The 14439-nt window shown below is 68.2% G+C and carries 16 protein-coding genes; 6 read left to right on the top strand and 10 right to left on the bottom strand.

Features of this window, described 5'->3' with window-relative positions:
* Positions 1-43: 43 nt before the first annotated feature.
* Positions 44-811 (bottom strand): peroxide stress protein YaaA, encoded by a 768-nt coding sequence (yaaA, locus tag CSW62_RS01740; RefSeq protein WP_099575497.1) that lies wholly within the window; start codon positions 809-811, stop codon positions 44-46.
* A gap of 208 nt (positions 812-1019) precedes the next feature.
* Here yaaA and CSW62_RS01735 point away from each other — a divergent pair, with 208 nt between their 5' ends.
* The 4 genes from CSW62_RS01735 to CSW62_RS01720 are packed head-to-tail and all read left to right on the top strand — an operon-like array spanning position 1020 to position 2944.
* On the top strand, positions 1020-1472 hold the full coding sequence (locus CSW62_RS01735) for a hypothetical protein (protein ID WP_099575496.1): 453 nt from the start codon (positions 1020-1022) through the stop codon (positions 1470-1472).
* Positions 1469-1765: a transcriptional regulator gene (locus CSW62_RS01730; RefSeq protein ID WP_099575495.1), complete on the top strand. Its 297-nt coding sequence runs from the start codon at positions 1469-1471 to the stop codon at positions 1763-1765. Before CSW62_RS01735 ends, CSW62_RS01730 begins: the two co-directional genes overlap by 4 nt.
* Before the next feature lie 57 nt (positions 1766-1822).
* Positions 1823-2620, top strand: coding sequence for a hypothetical protein (locus CSW62_RS01725; RefSeq protein ID WP_099575494.1), 798 nt, complete (start codon positions 1823-1825; stop codon positions 2618-2620).
* Positions 2621-2629: 9 nt separating this feature from the next.
* The gene (locus tag CSW62_RS01720) at positions 2630-2944 is read left to right on the top strand and encodes a hypothetical protein (protein ID WP_099575493.1); all 315 of its coding nucleotides are present in this window, start codon (positions 2630-2632) and stop codon (positions 2942-2944) included.
* Here CSW62_RS01720 and CSW62_RS01715 read toward each other — a convergent pair.
* The 5 genes from CSW62_RS01715 to CSW62_RS01695 are packed head-to-tail and all read right to left on the bottom strand — an operon-like array spanning position 2941 to position 7589.
* Complete coding sequence (locus tag CSW62_RS01715) at positions 2941-4350, bottom strand: FAD-binding oxidoreductase (protein ID WP_099575492.1); 1410 nt, start codon at positions 4348-4350, stop codon at positions 2941-2943. The two genes, CSW62_RS01720 and CSW62_RS01715, sit on opposite strands and share 4 nt — an antisense overlap.
* Positions 4351-4376: 26 nt before the next feature.
* Positions 4377-4700, bottom strand: a complete 324-nt coding sequence (locus CSW62_RS01710; protein ID WP_099575491.1) for a 1-deoxy-D-xylulose-5-phosphate synthase — start codon at positions 4698-4700, stop codon at positions 4377-4379.
* Positions 4701-4704: 4 nt separating this feature from the next.
* Entirely contained in the window at positions 4705-5697 is a 993-nt protein-coding gene (locus tag CSW62_RS01705; RefSeq protein WP_099575490.1) for an L-threonylcarbamoyladenylate synthase, read from the bottom strand.
* Entirely contained in the window at positions 5628-6917 is a 1290-nt protein-coding gene (locus tag CSW62_RS01700) for a YceI family protein (protein WP_099582134.1), read from the bottom strand. The genes CSW62_RS01705 and CSW62_RS01700 overlap by 70 nt, the downstream gene beginning before the upstream one ends.
* A gap of 27 nt (positions 6918-6944) precedes the next feature.
* Complete coding sequence (locus CSW62_RS01695) at positions 6945-7589, bottom strand: YceI family protein (protein ID WP_099575489.1); 645 nt, start codon at positions 7587-7589, stop codon at positions 6945-6947.
* Positions 7590-7775: 186 nt separating this feature from the next.
* On the opposite strand from CSW62_RS01695, the gene CSW62_RS01690 reads away from it, so the two are divergent.
* A complete protein-coding gene (locus CSW62_RS01690) occupies positions 7776-9533 on the top strand; it encodes an acyl-CoA dehydrogenase (RefSeq protein WP_099575488.1) in 1758 nt (585 codons plus the stop codon).
* Between the two features lie 114 nt (positions 9534-9647).
* Here CSW62_RS01690 and CSW62_RS01685 read toward each other — a convergent pair whose 3' ends face one another.
* Positions 9648-10628 (bottom strand): alpha/beta fold hydrolase, encoded by a 981-nt coding sequence (locus CSW62_RS01685; RefSeq protein WP_099575487.1) that lies wholly within the window; start codon positions 10626-10628, stop codon positions 9648-9650.
* Between the two features lie 275 nt (positions 10629-10903).
* Complete coding sequence (locus CSW62_RS01680; protein WP_099575486.1) at positions 10904-11386, bottom strand: peroxiredoxin; 483 nt, start codon at positions 11384-11386, stop codon at positions 10904-10906.
* A 128-nt stretch (positions 11387-11514) separates the two neighbouring features.
* Between CSW62_RS01680 and CSW62_RS01675 the strand changes: the two genes are divergently transcribed.
* Entirely contained in the window at positions 11515-12111 is a 597-nt protein-coding gene (locus CSW62_RS01675; protein ID WP_099575485.1) for a YqgE/AlgH family protein, read from the top strand.
* Here CSW62_RS01675 and CSW62_RS01670 read toward each other — a convergent pair.
* Together CSW62_RS01670 and CSW62_RS01665 are read right to left on the bottom strand one after the other, a co-directional pair.
* On the bottom strand, positions 12108-13775 hold the full coding sequence (locus tag CSW62_RS01670) for a bifunctional diguanylate cyclase/phosphodiesterase (RefSeq protein ID WP_099575484.1): 1668 nt from the start codon (positions 13773-13775) through the stop codon (positions 12108-12110). The genes CSW62_RS01675 and CSW62_RS01670 overlap by 4 nt on opposite strands.
* A gap of 36 nt (positions 13776-13811) precedes the next feature.
* Positions 13812-14390, bottom strand: a complete 579-nt coding sequence (locus CSW62_RS01665) for a GNAT family N-acetyltransferase (protein ID WP_099575483.1) — start codon at positions 14388-14390, stop codon at positions 13812-13814.
* Between the last annotated feature and the right edge of the window lie 49 nt (positions 14391-14439).

The following is a 14439-nucleotide window of genomic DNA, read 5'->3' as shown; positions in this document are numbered from 1 at the left end:
CATTGCGAAGAGCGAGCCTTTATAAATTCATCGATAGATGAATTCAGGGCTGCGGGCGAGCGAAAACCCAGTCGGCCTCGGTCGAAAGGCTCGGCTTGAACGCATAGCCGTCCAGGTTGAAGCCCTTCAGCCCCTCGGCGCGGTCGATACGGTTGTCGATGATGTAGCGGGCCATGCGCCCCCGCGCCTTCTTGGCGAAGAAGCCCAGCACCCGCAGCTCGCCGGCCTTCTCTTCCTTGAAGTGACAGGTGACCACCGGCAGCTTCAGGACCTTGGCGTCTACGGCGCCGAAATATTCCTGGCTGGCCAGGTTCACCAGGGTCGGGTCGCCATGGCCTTCGGCGGCGGCGTTCAGGGTCTTGGAGATCGTCTCGCCCCAGAAGTCGTAGAGGTTCGACCCGCGCTTGGTCTTCAGCCGCGTGCCCATCTCCAGGCGGTAGGGCTGGAGGGCGTCGAACGGGCGCAGCACGCCATACAGGCCCGACAGGATCCGCAGGTGATCCTGGGCCCACTCCAGGGCCGGACGATCCAGCTCGCGCGCCGCGAGGCCGCCATAGACGTCGCCGTTGAAGGCGATGATCGCCTGCAGGCCGTCCTCGAGCTCGGAGTCGAAGGCCTGGAACCGCTCGCGGTTCAGCTTGGCCAGGGCGTCGGAAATATGCATCAGCCGCTTGAGGTCGGGCGCGGTCAGCTTGCGCGTGACCTTGGCCAGCTCGACGATCTGGGCTTTGAGCGCCGGCGTGGTGAGCGGCAGCACAGCCTTGGGGGCGGTGAAGTCCAGCGACTTGGCGGGCGAGATGACCATCAGCATGGCCGGGGAGATAGAGACTTAGGAGCGACGGCGCCAGCTATGTCATGCCCCTGAGTCGACACGCCGCCGCACGTCCCCATGAGCGACGGCGATAAGGCCCTGCGCGTGTCGGAGTCGAGCCCACACTTTCCATGTTGGAAAGTTTTGACTTGCCAATCCGGAAAGCGTTGAGCTATGACTTTCCGCAATGGAAAGTAAGGAGGTCTTGATGACCCGAAACGAAGACACCCTGCGGATGCTGGCCGAGGTCGAAGCCGCCAATACCGACCTGGCCGAACGCGCCAAGGCGCCGACCTGGTACCACCCAGCCCTGGGGCTGCTGATCGGTGGCATGGTGGCGGTCCAAGGCCTGCCGACCGTGGGCAAGATCGCCGCCTATCTCGTGTTCGCGGCGGGCCTTTCCCTGCTGATACGCGCGTACAAGCGGCACACCGGCATGTGGATCAACGGCTATCGCGCCGGGCGCACGCGCTGGGTCGCTGTCGGCCTTGCGGCGATCACCACCCTCTGCATGCTGCTGGCTGTATGGCTGGACCGCGAACGCGGGCTGACCTATGCCCCGCTCGCCTTTGGCGCGATCGTCGCCGTGATCGTCACGATCGGCGGCTTCGTGTGGGAAGCGGCGTTCCGCGCTGATCTGCGCAACGGCGGCTCGCTTTGAGCGCCGATCTCGACCCGGTGATCCACGCCCCCAATCGCCTGCAGATGTGCTGCATGCTGGCGGCGGTGGACACCATCGACTTCGCCACCGTCCGCGAGGCGCTGGACGTCTCGGAGTCGGTGCTCAGCAAGCACGTGAAGACCCTGGAGGAAGCCGGCTACGTCAAGGTCAGCAAGGCCGCCTCCGACGGCCGCCAACGCACCTGGCTGTCGCTCTCGAAGCCTGGCCGCGAGGCGCTGAAGGGCCACCTGGCGGCGTTGAAGGCGATGATGGCGGGGGTGCCCGAAGCTTAGCCGCTGGACAAAACCTCCGGCTTTGGCGAGCCTTCTCGCCAATCAGGAGACGAGTTCATGCGCTTGATCAGGATCTTGGCGACCGTCGCCGCTCTGGCGGCGGCGGGTCTGACGGCGGCCTGCACCAATCTGAAGACCGACCCGGCGGCCGAGGCCGTGGCCATGGATGTCCTTCGGGCGGTGCGGACCAACGACGAGCGCGCGCTGCGAACCCGGCTGACCCCCGAGGCCTCGGCCGCGATCACAGCCAGCCAGTTCAAGGCGATGCAGGCCTACACGCCCCGGGGCGAGGCCTCGCGTCGCCGCCTGATCAATTTCTTCTATCAGTATGGCGCGCTGGACACCCTCTCGCTTCGCTATGAGTTCACCTATACCGGCGAGGGCATGCTGTATGATGTCCGCTTGAAGCGCCCCAAGGGCGGCGTCTGGCGCGCGGAGTACTTCCACCTGCAGCGCGCCACCGATGACCAGCTCAAGACGAACCGCCTGACACTGGCCAAGCCCCCGGGCCATCTTGTGTTCATGGCGCTCACGGCGCTGTCACCCCTGACCATGCTGGCCGCGCTGATCACCGTGCTGCGGGCGCCGCGTTTCAAGCGCAAGTGGCTGTGGGCGATCACCGCCCTGGTTGGGATGGGCTCGGCGACCCTGAACTGGACCACCGGACAATGGGGCTTTCAGCCCCTCACCTTGGCCCTGATCGGCGCGGGGGCGACCACCCAGGGCTTCATGGGCTTCTATCCGTTCGTGCTTAAATTCGCGCTGCCGATCGGCGCATTGGCGGCCTTCTGGCGAGCGGGCGAGGCGCGGCGGGAGGCCAAGGCCGCGCTGGACGCGGTCTCCAAGTCCTTCTAGCAAAGCCGAATGAACCAGACTTTTGGCCTCGTGGCCGCTCTCGCCTGGCCGCTGCCGATGGTCGTGGCCGCGTTCCTGGTCGCCCGCGACCGGACCCTGAAGTTCCGCATCGTGTGGGCGCTGATGTGCTTCGTCGGCGTCGGCGCGTTCTGGATGCAGCAGGGCACGGACAGGTGGGGCTTCATCCCGCTGGCCATCAACGTGCTGGGCCCCGGCTCGCAGGCCGGCTTCTACAAGGCCACGATCCCGCTGGGCGCGATCGGGGTGCTGGTCCTGCAGGCCCTGCGCGCCCGCAAGCGGCGCGCCTTGGCCAAGTCCGTCTAGAAGAGAATCCGGGGGTTCATGATCCGCTGAGGGTCCAGCGCCCCGCGGATAGCCCGCAGGGCCGCCACCTCGATCGGATCCTTATAGGTCAGGGCCTCGGCCGTCTTCATCGCCCCCAGGCCGTGCTCGGCGCTGATCGAGCCGGAGAAGCTAGCGGTGATGTCGTGGACGAGCCTGGCCCCCTGCTCGCGCTGGGCGTCATGAGCGTCGTCGTCCGCGCCGACCGGCTTCAGCACATCGTAGTGGACATTGCCGTCGCCGACGTGGCCGAAGGCGATGATCCGCACGCCGGGGAAGGCCTCCTCCAGCGCCGCGTCGGCCTGCTCGATAAAGGCGGGGATCTTCGAGACCGGCACCGAGATGTCGTGTTTCCAGACCGCACCCTCGGGCTTCTGCCCGGCCGAGTGGCCCTCGCGAATGTGCCAGAAGGTCTTCATCTGGGTCTCGGTCTGGGCGACGGCGGCGTCGGCGATCAAGCCATCGCCCAGGGCCTTGGCCAGCAGCCGCTCCAGCGCCGCCTCGGCCGTCCCCGGCTCGCCGCTGGCGATCTCAATCAGCACGTACCAGGGATGCTCGGTCGGCAGCGGATCGCGCAGGCCGGGCACGTTGCGGACGGTCAGGGCGAACCCCAGCAGGCCCATCAGCTCAAAAGCCTCGACCCCGCCCCCGGTCTCGTCCTTGGCGCGGGCCAGCAGCTGGATGGCGTCGGCCGGCGAGTTCAGGCCGACGATCGCCACCGCCCGCGAGGCGAGCAGCGGGTGCAGCTTCAGCGAGGCGGCGGTGACGATGCCCAGCGTGCCCTCGGCGCCGATCAGCAGCTGCTTGAGGTCGTAGCCGGTATTGTCCTTGCGCAGGCGCTTGAGGCCGTTCCAGATCTCGCCATTGGGCAGCACCGCCTCGATGCCCAGAACCTGCTCGCGCATCATGCCGTAGCGCAGCACGGCCGTGCCGCCGGCATTGGTCGAGATCAGCCCGCCGATTGTGCAGGAGCCTTCCGAGGCCACGCCGACCGTGAAGCGACGACCGACCCGCGCGGCCTGCTGATGGGCCTCGTAGAGTGTGACCCCGGCCTCCAGGACCATGGCGTCGTCAATGGGATCGACGTCGCGGACAGCCTTCAGCTTCGTGGTCGACAGCAGGATCTCGCCGTGCGGGATCTGGCCGGCGACGAGGCCAGTGTTGCCGCCCTGGGGCGTGATCGCCACGCCCTCGGCGGCGCAGATGCCGACCACGGCGGCGACCTCTGCGGTCGTGCGGGGGGTGACCAGCAGCGGCGTTTCACCTCTCCAGCGACCACGCCACTCGACGAGGTGCGGCGCCAGCACGTCCGGATCCTGACTCCAGCCGCCCTCGCCGAGCACGGCCTTGATCCGGGAGACGACATCGGCGGGGACGGGCTTGGTCATGGGCGCAGTATAATACTCTCGCGGACCTAGCCCAAGGCCGGGTCGGGCAGGCCCCGGATGTCGCGCCAATATTCCTCGCGCACATTGTCGTCGATCACGGGCGGATCGCCCGCGCCCTTGAACAATCGGTCGGCGCCGTCCTTGCGCGCCCGGGCGATCCAATAGGGATGACCGGTCTCGCTGTCCTGGAAGTTGGCCTTCAGGCCCGAGTGGCGCAGGGCGAAGAAGGTCTGGCCGGCATAGTGCAGGGTCTCGCCGCTCTTGGATGAGACGACCCGCCCGATCCGCGCCGGCCCGTTGATGCCCTTGGACTTGTCCTCGACATACATGATCCGGGTCTTGCTCTTCATCGGTCTATCCTACGTAGCCGGCGGCGCGCCGCAGCCGGTCATTGATCGCTTCGCCCAGGCCGTCTTCCGGGATAGGCGCGACGGCGATGGCCGAGGGGCCAAGACGGTCGGCGGCGCGCAGATATGAGAAGAGGTTGGCGGCGGCTTCGGCCAGATCGCCTGACGGGCTGAGGTTGAAGACGTAAGGACCCTCCGGCCCCAATTCGTTCGGAAGGGCGCCGAACGCCAGATAGGCCTCGCCGGCCTCTGGGGCCTTGGCGTTGATGCGCACCGGCGCGTCGGGGGCGTAGTGCAGGGCCAGGCGGCCGGGCGAGCGCTTGGCGTCGTCTTCCGCTTCGGCCAGAGGCCCGACGATCCGCTGCAACTGGAAGCGGGTCACGGCGCCGGGCCGCAGCAGGCGCGCCTGGCCGTCCAGGACCGAGACCACGGTCGATTCCAGGCCGACGGCGCACGGACCGCCATCCAGGGCGGCGGCGGCCTTGTCGCCGGTCTCGGCCACGGCGTCGGCATAGGTGGTGGGGCTGGGACGGCCCGAGCGGTTGGCCGAGGGCGCGACGACCGCCCCGCCGAATGCTTCCAGCACCGCGTGCGAAACCGGGTGGCCCGGCACGCGGATGGCCACGGTGTCGAGGCCGGCGCGAGCCAGGTCGCAGACGGCGGCGCTGTCCTTGATCGGCGCGACGATGGTCAGCGGCCCCGGCCAGAATTCACGGGCCAGGGCGTAGGCGCGGTCGTCGAGCTCGGCGATCCGCGCGGCGGTCTCCAGGTCGGCGACGTGGGCGATCAGCGGGTTGAAGCGCGGACGGCCCTTGGCCTCGAAGATCGCCGCCACGGCCGCCGGGTTGCTGGCGTCGGCCCCGAGCCCATAGACCGTCTCGGTCGGCAGGATGACCAAGCCGCCGGCGCGCAGAGCGCCGGCGGCGGCCTCTACTTCTTCTTGGCGGTCAGGCTGAAGCTGACCTTCACCTTCGCCGCGATTTCGTCCGTCGACGCCCATTCGCCCTGCCCAACTCCAAACGTCGTCCGGTCGAGGGTGGTTACACCCCGGGCGGTCGCCGTGTCGCCGTCGATCTTCAAAGAGAATGGCAGGCTGAGCGGCTTTTTCACGCCCCGCAGGTCCAGGGTCCCGTCGGCGACGAACTTGCCCTCGCCGGTCTTGCGGAACTTGCTCGCGGTGAAGGTCGCCTTGGGATGCTCGGCGGTGTCGAAGAAGTCGCCGCTGGGCAGGCTGGTGTCGCGCTGGGCGTCGCCCGTGTCGACCGAGGCGGTGTCGACGGCCACGGTCAGCTTCGAGCGGTCCAGGGCGTCGGGCGAGAACAGGATGTCGGCGGTCCAGGTCTTGAAGCGGCCCTCGATGGCGTTCTCCGACCATGTGGCGCTGAAGCCCAGGGTCGAGCCCTTCTGGACGACCCAGGCGACCGGGTCCTTGAGTTCGGCGACCGGCGCGGCGGCGGCCTCGACGGCGGGCGGGGCGGCGGAGTCGACCGGTGGGGTCGCGGCGGCGGTCGGAGCTTCGGCCGGAGCCGGTTCGGCGGCCGGCGCCGGCGCGGCGGGCTTGGCCTTGGTCGCCGGCATGTAGAGGTAGCCCGCGGCGATCACGGCGGCGAGACCGGCGGCGGCCAGCCAGGCGCGCGGCTCCTTCCAGCCGGGACGCGCGCCGGGGGCCATGTTGGCGAACACCTCGTCCTTGTCGAGGATCTGGTGCTTGGCCACCGCGCCCAGGTGCAAGGCCAGCAGCAAGTAGGTGACCTTGACCAGCACGCCGTGGCCCAGCTCGCCGATCTCATGCCACAGGTGCTTGGGAGCGGCCGCCAGCTCGGGCAGGCCCGGAATGTGCGGCCAGGGGATCGCCCCGAACAGCAGGGTCGGGATCGGTACGCGGCTGGTCGAGACCAGGATCCAGCCCGTCAGCGGCAGGCCGATCATGATGACGTAGAAGCCGACGTGGACCAGCCTGGAGGCGACCTGCTCCCACTTGGGCTGGCCTTCGGGCGCGAGCGGCGGCTTGTTGAACAGCCGCCAGGCCAGTCGCGCCAGGCTGAGCAGCAGGATGGTGATGCCGATCGACTTGTGCAGCTGGAACAGGGCGTAGGTCGTCGGGCCCTTGGGCCCGTCGCCCATCCGCCAGCCCAGGATGATCTGGAAGATGAGGGCCGCGGCGATCAGCCAGTGAATGACGATCGCCACCGTCGTGTAGCGCGTACGGCTTGCGGCCATGGACATCTCCCAGATCCCCTTGAAGTCTTACTTCTTGTCGAACTCGACTTCGATGTTCAGCTGCACATCGTCGCCGACCAGCGGAACGTACTTCGAAACGCCGAATTCCGAGCGCTTGATCGTCGTCGAGGCCGAGAAGCCGGTCTTGACGCTGCCCGGAGCAAAGCCGGAGCCGACGCCGTTGAAGGTGACGTCCAGCACGACCGGCTTGGTGACGCCGTGCAGGGTGAAGTCGCCATAGACCTTGCCGGTCTGGCCCGCGCCCGGCTCGACCTTGGTCGAGACGAAGGTGGCGGTCGGGAACTTGTTGGCTTCCAGCCAACCGTCGCCGGCCAATTCCTTGTTGAACTTCAGGCCGAAGGCGTCGGCGCCGGTCGCGGTGTCGACCGAAGCCGGATCGATGGTCACGCTGATCTTGGACGCCGCGGGCGCCTTGGGATCGTAGTCGAAGCTGGCGTCCACCTTGGTGAAGCGGAACTGATAGTTCGAGAAGCCCATGTGCTTGATCTTGGCCACGACCGAGGCGTGGGTCTTGTCGAGCACATAGTGGCCGGCGGGCAGGTCGGCCGGCTTGGTGGAGGAGACGCCCGGCGCGGCCAGCGCGGCGGGGGCCGTCAGGAGGGCGACGGCGAGCGCGCCATAAGCGAGCTTGGAAGCGAAGGGACGGGACATCGGGGAGATTGCTCCAGTTAAAACTAAAACAGCATTAGTTACTGTTTCCGCGACTTAAGAACTCCATCATGCGATGGAAGGGGACGGCGATCACGACACCGTGATCCTGCGCAGAAAGCTGTGGCCGGCTTGGCGACGTAACGTCACCCCGCCTAAACAGGTCGCCGACAGTCTGGAGTTCTCCGCATGACCTTTCGCGCGCCCGTTCGCGACCTCGCCTTCTCTTTGCGCCATGCGGCCGGCTTCGGGCGGCTGGCGGACGCCTTCCCTGAGGCTGACACCGATACGGTGGCCGCTGTGCTAGAGGCGGCGGGCGCCTTCGCCGTCGACGTGCTGGCGCCGCTGAACCGGGGCGGTGATCAGGTCGGCGCCAGGCTGGAAAACGGCGTGGTCCGCTGCGCCCCGGGCTTCGCCGACGCCTACAAGCAGTTCGCGCAAGGCGGTTGGGCCAGCCTGGCCGCGCCGGTCGAGCATGGCGGCCAGGGCCTGCCCAAGACGCTTGAGGTCGCGGTGCTGGAAATGATCCAGGCCTCGAACATGGCCTTCGGCCTGTGCCCGATGCTGAGCCTGGGCGCCATCGAGGCCCTGGAGCTGTGCGGCACGGACAGCCAGAAGCACACCTACCTGCCCAAGCTGGTCTCCGGCGAGTGGACCGGCACCATGAACCTGACCGAGCCCCAGGCGGGCTCGGACCTGGCGGCCCTGACGACCATGGCTACGTCCGACACTGATGGCGGTTGGCGGATCACCGGCCAGAAGATCTACATCACCTGGGGCGACCACGACGCGACCGACAACATCGTCCACCTGATCCTGGCCCGCACGCCCGACGCCCCTCCGGGCGTGAAGGGCATCTCGCTGTTCCTGGCTCCCAAGGTGCTGGTGAACGAGGACGGCTCGCTAGGCGAGGCCAACGCCGTGCGTGTCGGCGGGCTGGAGCACAAGCTGGGCATCCACGGCTCGCCCACCTGCGTGATGCTGTTCGAGGGCGCCAAGGCCGAACTGGTCGGCGGCCTGGGCCAGGGCCTGCCGAACATGTTCGTGATGATGAACGCCGCCCGCCTGCAGGTCGGGGCCCAGGGCGTCGCCATCGCCGAGCGCGCCTATCAGCAGGCCCTCGCCTTCAGCCAGGACCGCGCCCAAGGCCGCTCGGCCTGGACCGGCGCCTATCCCTCGCGCCTGTTCGACCATCCGGACGTGCGCCGCTCGCTGGTGCTGATGAAGGCCCATATCGAGGCCGCGCGCGGCATCTGCCTGTCGACCGCCGTCGCCGCCGACCTGTCGCGCGCCGCCGCCGACGAGACGACCCGCGCCAGCGCCAAGCTGCGTGAGGAACTGCTGACCCCGATCGCCAAGGCCTGGTCGACCGATGTCGGCGTCTGGGTCGCCTCGCAAGGCGTGCAGATCCACGGCGGCATGGGCTTCATCGAGGAGACCGGCGCGGCCCAGCACTATCGCGACGCTCGCATCGCCCCGATCTACGAGGGGACCAACGGCATCCAGGCCATCGATCTGGTGGGCCGCAAGCTGTCGATGGGCGAAGGCCAGGCCGTCGCCGACCTGATGGACGACATCCGCGACACCATCGACGCCCTGAACGCGTCGGACCTCAAGGCCGTCGGCCTGCGCCTGGGCGCCGCCCTCGACGCCGCCGCCTCGGCGACGGCTTGGCTGGTCGACCGCCGGACCAAGTCGATGCCGGACGCCCTCAGCGGCGCCACGGCCTATCTGAAACTGCTGGGCGACGTCGTGGGCGGCTGGATGCTGGCCAAGGGCGCCCTGGCCGCCTCGGGCGAGGCGGACGCGGCCTGGGCCGAGAGCAAGCGCGCCCTGGCCCGCGTTTTCGCCGAATCGGTCCTGGCCCAGGTCCCGGGCGCGGCGGCCGGCGTGATGCTGGGCGCGGCGGATCTCGAGGCGATGACGCCGGAAGTGCTGGGAGCTTAGACGCCGCGAAGCCGCCCTCGCCCTTCGACAAGCTCAGGGTGAGGACGACTTCGAATGACCATTCAGTGGAAACCTCACCCTGAGCTTGTCGAAGGGCGAGGTTTCGTTTGGCCCCTACGCCTTGAAGAAGGCCAACAGGTCGGCGTTGATGATCTCCGGATGTGTGGACGCCATGCCGTGCGGCAGGCCCGGATAGGTCTTCAGCGTGCCCTTCTTGACCAGCTTGATGGCCAGGTGGGCGCTGTCGGCGATCGGGACGATCTGGTCGTCCTCGCCGTGCATGATCATCACCGGCACATCGACCTTCTTGAGGTCCGGCGTGAAGTCGGTTTCCGAGAAGGCCTTGATGCAGTCGTAGTGGGCCTTGGCGCCGCCGGTCATGCCCTGGCGCCACCAGTTATCGATCAGGCCCTGGCTGACCTTGGCGCCCGGACGGTTGAAGCCGAAGAACGGACCTTCCGGGATGTCACGGAAGAACTGGGCGCGATTGGCCAGCAGGGCCGAGCGGAAGCCGTCGAACACCTCGATCGGCAGGCCGCCCGGATTAGCGGGGGTCTTCAGCATGATCGGCGGCACCGCGCCGATCAGCACCACCTTGGCCACGCGGCCCGGCTTGGCGCGGGCGGCGTAGTGGATCGCCTCGCCGCCGCCGGTCGAGTGGCCGACGTGGAAGGCGTTCTTCAGGTCCAGATGGTCGGCCAGGGCGATGACGTCGGCCGCATAGGTGTCCATCTCGTTGCCGGTGTCGGTCTGGGTCGAGCGACCGTGGCCGCGGCGGTCATGGGCGATGACGCGATAGCCCTTGCCCAGGAAGAACATCATCTGGGCGTCCCAGTCGTCGGCGCTGAGCGGCCAGCCGTGGTGGAAGACGACCGGCTGGGCGTCCTTGGGACCCCAGTCCTTGTAGAAGATCTGGACGCCGTCCTTGGTGGTGACAAAGCCGCTCTGGGCTCTGTTGGCGGCGTGCGGCGCGGCGGCGCCCTTCGGGGCGGTCGCGGCCTGGGCGCCCTGGCCCAGCGAAGCGGCTGCAACGGCGGCGAGACCGAAGCCGGCGGTCATCACACCGCGGCGGGAAGCTTGACTCGACTGGCTCATGGATCGACCCTCATTTCTGATCCGCGATAATTGTTACCGCGACAATGAAAATCGTTCTAGACCCGCAGCGCGGCCATGTCCACGACTTTATTTATCGCGCCATTCTTTTTTGCGGTAACGAGATCGGGAGCGGATCAGCCGCGCCCCTTCCGAGGGTCTGTCGGTCCATGGTCCGGCATCGCCGGAGGCCGACGACCGAGGGGGCGTCGCTGGCCTCGGCCGCAGCGCCCCCTCCTGTTCAGCCCCCTCAACGCGGGAGCTGAACCAAAACCGTCTTACAGTTGCTCGAGCAGGTACTCGGCCGACGAGACCTTGAACTGGCCGGCTTCCTCGACGTTCAGCTGGGTCACGACGCCGTCCTTGGCGATCAGCGAGTAGCGCTGCGAGCGCCCGCCCATGCCGAACTTCGAACCATCGAAGTCCAGGCCGACCGTGCGGGTGAAGTCGCCATTGCCGTCGGCCAGCAGCAGGACTTCGCCGTCGATGCCCTGATCCTTGCCCCAGGCCTTCATCACGAAGACGTCGTTGACCGAGACGCAGGCGATCGTGTCGACGCCCTTGGCCTTCAGGTCGGCCGCGTGATCCTTGAAGCCCGGCAGGTGCTTGGCCGAGCAGGTCGGGGTGAAGGCGCCGGGGACGGCGAACAGGGCGACGGTCTTGCCCTTGAAGATGTCGTCGCTGGTGATCGGCGCTGGCCCTTCGGCCGTGCTGGTCATGAAAGTCGCCGCGGGCAGCGTGTCGCCAACCTTGATCGCCATGGGCCGTGTTTCCTCGTGTGCGTGTGAAATTGCGCCTGTTCGAATATCCCTCGCGAGAGCGGACGCCAAGCACGCTTTGAGACGTTCAACGACTTGAAACCGTCACCTCGAAGGCCAATGCTCGGACCATGGACAGCTTCATCGACGAAGACCCGGGTGGCGACGACGGCGACTTCCTGATCGGGCGGCTGCTGGTGGCCATGCCCGGCATCGAGGACCCTCGCTTCGAGCGCACCGTCCTCTATCTGTGCGCCCATGACGAGGACCAGGCCATGGGCCTGGCGGTCAACCGCCCCGTCGAGGGCCTGACGGTGTTCGAACTGCTGGCGCGGTTGGGCGTGAAGTCGCAGATCCAGGCCCCGAGCGACCTCGTGCTCCTGGGCGGTCCCTTGGAGCGCGAACGCGGCTTCGTGCTGCACACCGACGACTTCGTCTCGCCGGACTCGACCCTGCCGGTGGCAGACGGCCTGGGCCTGACCGCCACCCGCGACGTGCTGGACGCCATGGCCGGCGTCAACCGCCCGCGCAAGGCGATGCTGGCCCTCGGCTATGCCGGCTGGGGTCCGGGACAGCTGGAGCAGGAGCTGCGCGACAATGTCTGGCTGATCTGCGACGCCGACGAGGGTCTGCTGTTCGACGAGGACCACGAACACAAGTGGACCCGGGCCCTGGCCAAGCTAGGAATCAGTGCGGACCACCTGTCGGCACAGGCGGGCAGAGCCTAGCCGCGCGCTTTCACCGGCGCGGCGCCGTCGACATAGGCCTCGTTCAGATAGACCTCGGCTTCCTGCGGCGACAGCGCCGGCGCATAGCCGAAGCCCTGGCCGTAGTCGCAGCCCAGCGACTGCAGGGCATGGGCCATCTCGGCGTTCTCGACGCCCTCGGCCACGACTTCCAGATCCAGGTCCTGGCCCAGCTTGACGACCGAGCGGACGATCTTGGCCGAGCCGGCGTTGCTGCCCATGGTCCGGACGAAGTAGCGGTCGATCTTCAGCGTGTCGAACGGCAGGCGCGTCAGATACGACAGCGACGAGAAGCCAGTGCCGAAGTCGTCCAGCGCCAGGCCGGCGCCGGCGTCGCGCAGGGTCTTCAGGATCACGGCGGCCCGTTCGGGGTCGCGCATGATGTCGCTCTCGGTCACTTCCAGCTTCAGGGCGCCGCGCGGCAGGCGGTTGACGCGCAGGGTCTCGGCCACGTCGTCCACCAGGCCCGGGCGGTCGATCTCGCCGGTCGACAGGTTGACGCTGACGGTCAGGGCGCCCATCGCGGGATGGTCGTCGCGCCAGGCGGCCAGCTGCTTGGCGGCGGTGTGCATCATGTGCGCGCCCAGCTCGCTCATCAGCCCCATCTCTTCGATCAGGGGGAGGAACTCGTCGGGCGGCAGCATGCCCCGGCGCGGGTGGATCCAGCGGGCCAGGGCCTCGAAGCCCGACAGTGCGCCCGTCGACAGGCGCACGACCGGCTGGAAGTAAGGCGTGATCTCGCCCCGGCCGATGGCGCCGCGCAGGTCGGCTTCCAGAGCCAGGCGCGAAAGACCGTCGGTCTCCATGGAGCGGCCATAGGCGGCGGCGCCGCCACGGCCCGCCGCCGAAGCAGCCTCGACGGCCAGCTCGGCGCGACGCAGCAGCTCGGCGGCGTCCGGCGCGTCCAGGCCGCCTTCGGCCGAGACGGCGCCGATCGACAGGGTCGGGTGGATGTCGAAGCCGGCCACGCGCAGCGGCTGTTCCAGCGCCGAACGCAGCATCTCGGCCGGCTCATAGCCCTTGGGCTCGCACAGCACGGCGAACTCGTCCTCGCCGATGCGGCCCAGCAGGGCGTCGCCCGGGAACGAGGCGGCCAAGCGTGAGCCGAGGGCGGCCAGGACCAGGTCGGCGCGTTCGTGGCCCAAGGCCTCGTTCAGGCGGCGCAGGCGATCGAGGTCCGCCACGACCAGTTCATGCATGCCGTCCTGATGCAGGCGTTCGCGAGCGCGGGCGATGAAGCTGCGGCGATCCAGCAGGCCCGTGAGCTCGCAGCGCTCGGAGGCTGTGAATTTCGTTTCGGGGGCGACGACGCCGGCGGCGCGCACGCCTTCCTCGAGCCAGACGCCCCGCCACAGGCAGGTCTCGCCGCCGCGCACCCGGAAACGGGCGACGACCTCGGAACCCGGCTCGCGCATCTTCAGCACTTCCTCGGCCTGGGCGCGGTCCTGCGGCAAGGCCAGCGCCCGGAAGGCGACGGAGGAACATTCGGGCGCCAGCGGACCCAGGCCCAGGGCGCGCGCCGCGCCGTTCAGGCGCAGGCGGTCGGCTTCGGGCTCCCAGATCCACAGCGCGACGTCGGCCCCGCCCAACGCTTCAAGCGTGGCGGTGGTGTCCCAGATCCGTCGCTCGCTGGTCTTGAAAGACATGCCCGTCCCAAAAACTCGTCAGTCGGGTCACGCCACTTACTCAGGCGCGACCATGCCGAACAGACGATGATCTCGCCAACCGCCGTTAATTTTCAAATAAGCCGGCGCATATCCTTCCTCGGAAAACCCACATTTCAATAACAGGGCGGCCGAGGCGGCGTTCTGCGGCATGCACGCCGCTTCAAGTCTGTGGAGCCCTAGACCCCTGAAAGCAAAACGGATCAAGGTCTCGACGGCGTCGCTCATCAGGCCTTGCCGTGTAAAGGACTGCCCGACCCAGTAGCCGATCGCGCCGGTCTGAGCGACGCCACGTCGCACGTGGAAAAGCCGCACGGCGCCGACCAGGGCGTCGTCCGACCGACGGAAAATGAAGAACGGATAGGCCTCGCCCAGCTCCAGCTCGCGGGCATAGGCCGCGAGTCGGGCCCGGAAGGCGCCGCGAGTGAGGTCGTGCTCGGGCCAGGTCGGCTCCCAAGGCTCCAGGAAGGAACGGGACTTGGCGCGCAGGGCGGCCCAGGCGCGATGGTCCTGCGGACGCGGCGGCCGCAGATAGACGGCGCGGCCCTCAAGCTGCAGGCGGGGACGGGTTTTCAGGAACGGCAGGAGGACGGACAAGGACGAAGCTCTGATCTGGTCACCGCCGCCACCTTCCGACGTCGAGCGG

It is taken from the genome of Caulobacter sp. FWC2, assembly GCF_002742625.1.
Taxonomy (GTDB): Bacteria; Pseudomonadota; Alphaproteobacteria; order Caulobacterales; family Caulobacteraceae; genus Caulobacter.
Note: the sequence above shows the minus strand (reverse complement) of the source record. Positions and strands in the feature narration are given on the sequence as shown.

Coding starts and splice junctions, on each gene's coding strand:
- CSW62_RS01710 (WP_099575491.1), bottom strand. CDS start 4,700: ATGAAGAGCAAGACCCGGATCATGTATGTCGAGGACAAGTCCAAGGGC.
- CSW62_RS01695 (WP_099575489.1), bottom strand. CDS start 7,589: ATGTCCCGTCCCTTCGCTTCCAAGCTCGCTTATGGCGCGCTCGCCGTC.
- CSW62_RS01675 (WP_099575485.1), top strand. CDS start 11,515: ATGGACAGCTTCATCGACGAAGACCCGGGTGGCGACGACGGCGACTTC.
- CSW62_RS01670 (WP_099575484.1), bottom strand. CDS start 13,775: ATGTCTTTCAAGACCAGCGAGCGACGGATCTGGGACACCACCGCCACG.
- CSW62_RS01685 (WP_099575487.1), bottom strand. CDS start 10,628: ATGAGCCAGTCGAGTCAAGCTTCCCGCCGCGGTGTGATGACCGCCGGC.
- CSW62_RS01725 (WP_099575494.1), top strand. CDS start 1,823: ATGCGCTTGATCAGGATCTTGGCGACCGTCGCCGCTCTGGCGGCGGCG.
- CSW62_RS01690 (WP_099575488.1), top strand. CDS start 7,776: ATGACCTTTCGCGCGCCCGTTCGCGACCTCGCCTTCTCTTTGCGCCAT.
- CSW62_RS01735 (WP_099575496.1), top strand. CDS start 1,020: ATGACCCGAAACGAAGACACCCTGCGGATGCTGGCCGAGGTCGAAGCC.
- CSW62_RS01700 (WP_099582134.1), bottom strand. CDS start 6,917: ATGGCCGCAAGCCGTACGCGCTACACGACGGTGGCGATCGTCATTCAC.
- yaaA (WP_099575497.1), bottom strand. CDS start 811: ATGCTGATGGTCATCTCGCCCGCCAAGTCGCTGGACTTCACCGCCCCC.
- CSW62_RS01680 (WP_099575486.1), bottom strand. CDS start 11,386: ATGGCGATCAAGGTTGGCGACACGCTGCCCGCGGCGACTTTCATGACC.
- CSW62_RS01705 (WP_099575490.1), bottom strand. CDS start 5,697: ATGGGCGTCGACGGACGAAATCGCGGCGAAGGTGAAGGTCAGCTTCAG.
- CSW62_RS01715 (WP_099575492.1), bottom strand. CDS start 4,350: ATGACCAAGCCCGTCCCCGCCGATGTCGTCTCCCGGATCAAGGCCGTG.
- CSW62_RS01720 (WP_099575493.1), top strand. CDS start 2,630: ATGAACCAGACTTTTGGCCTCGTGGCCGCTCTCGCCTGGCCGCTGCCG.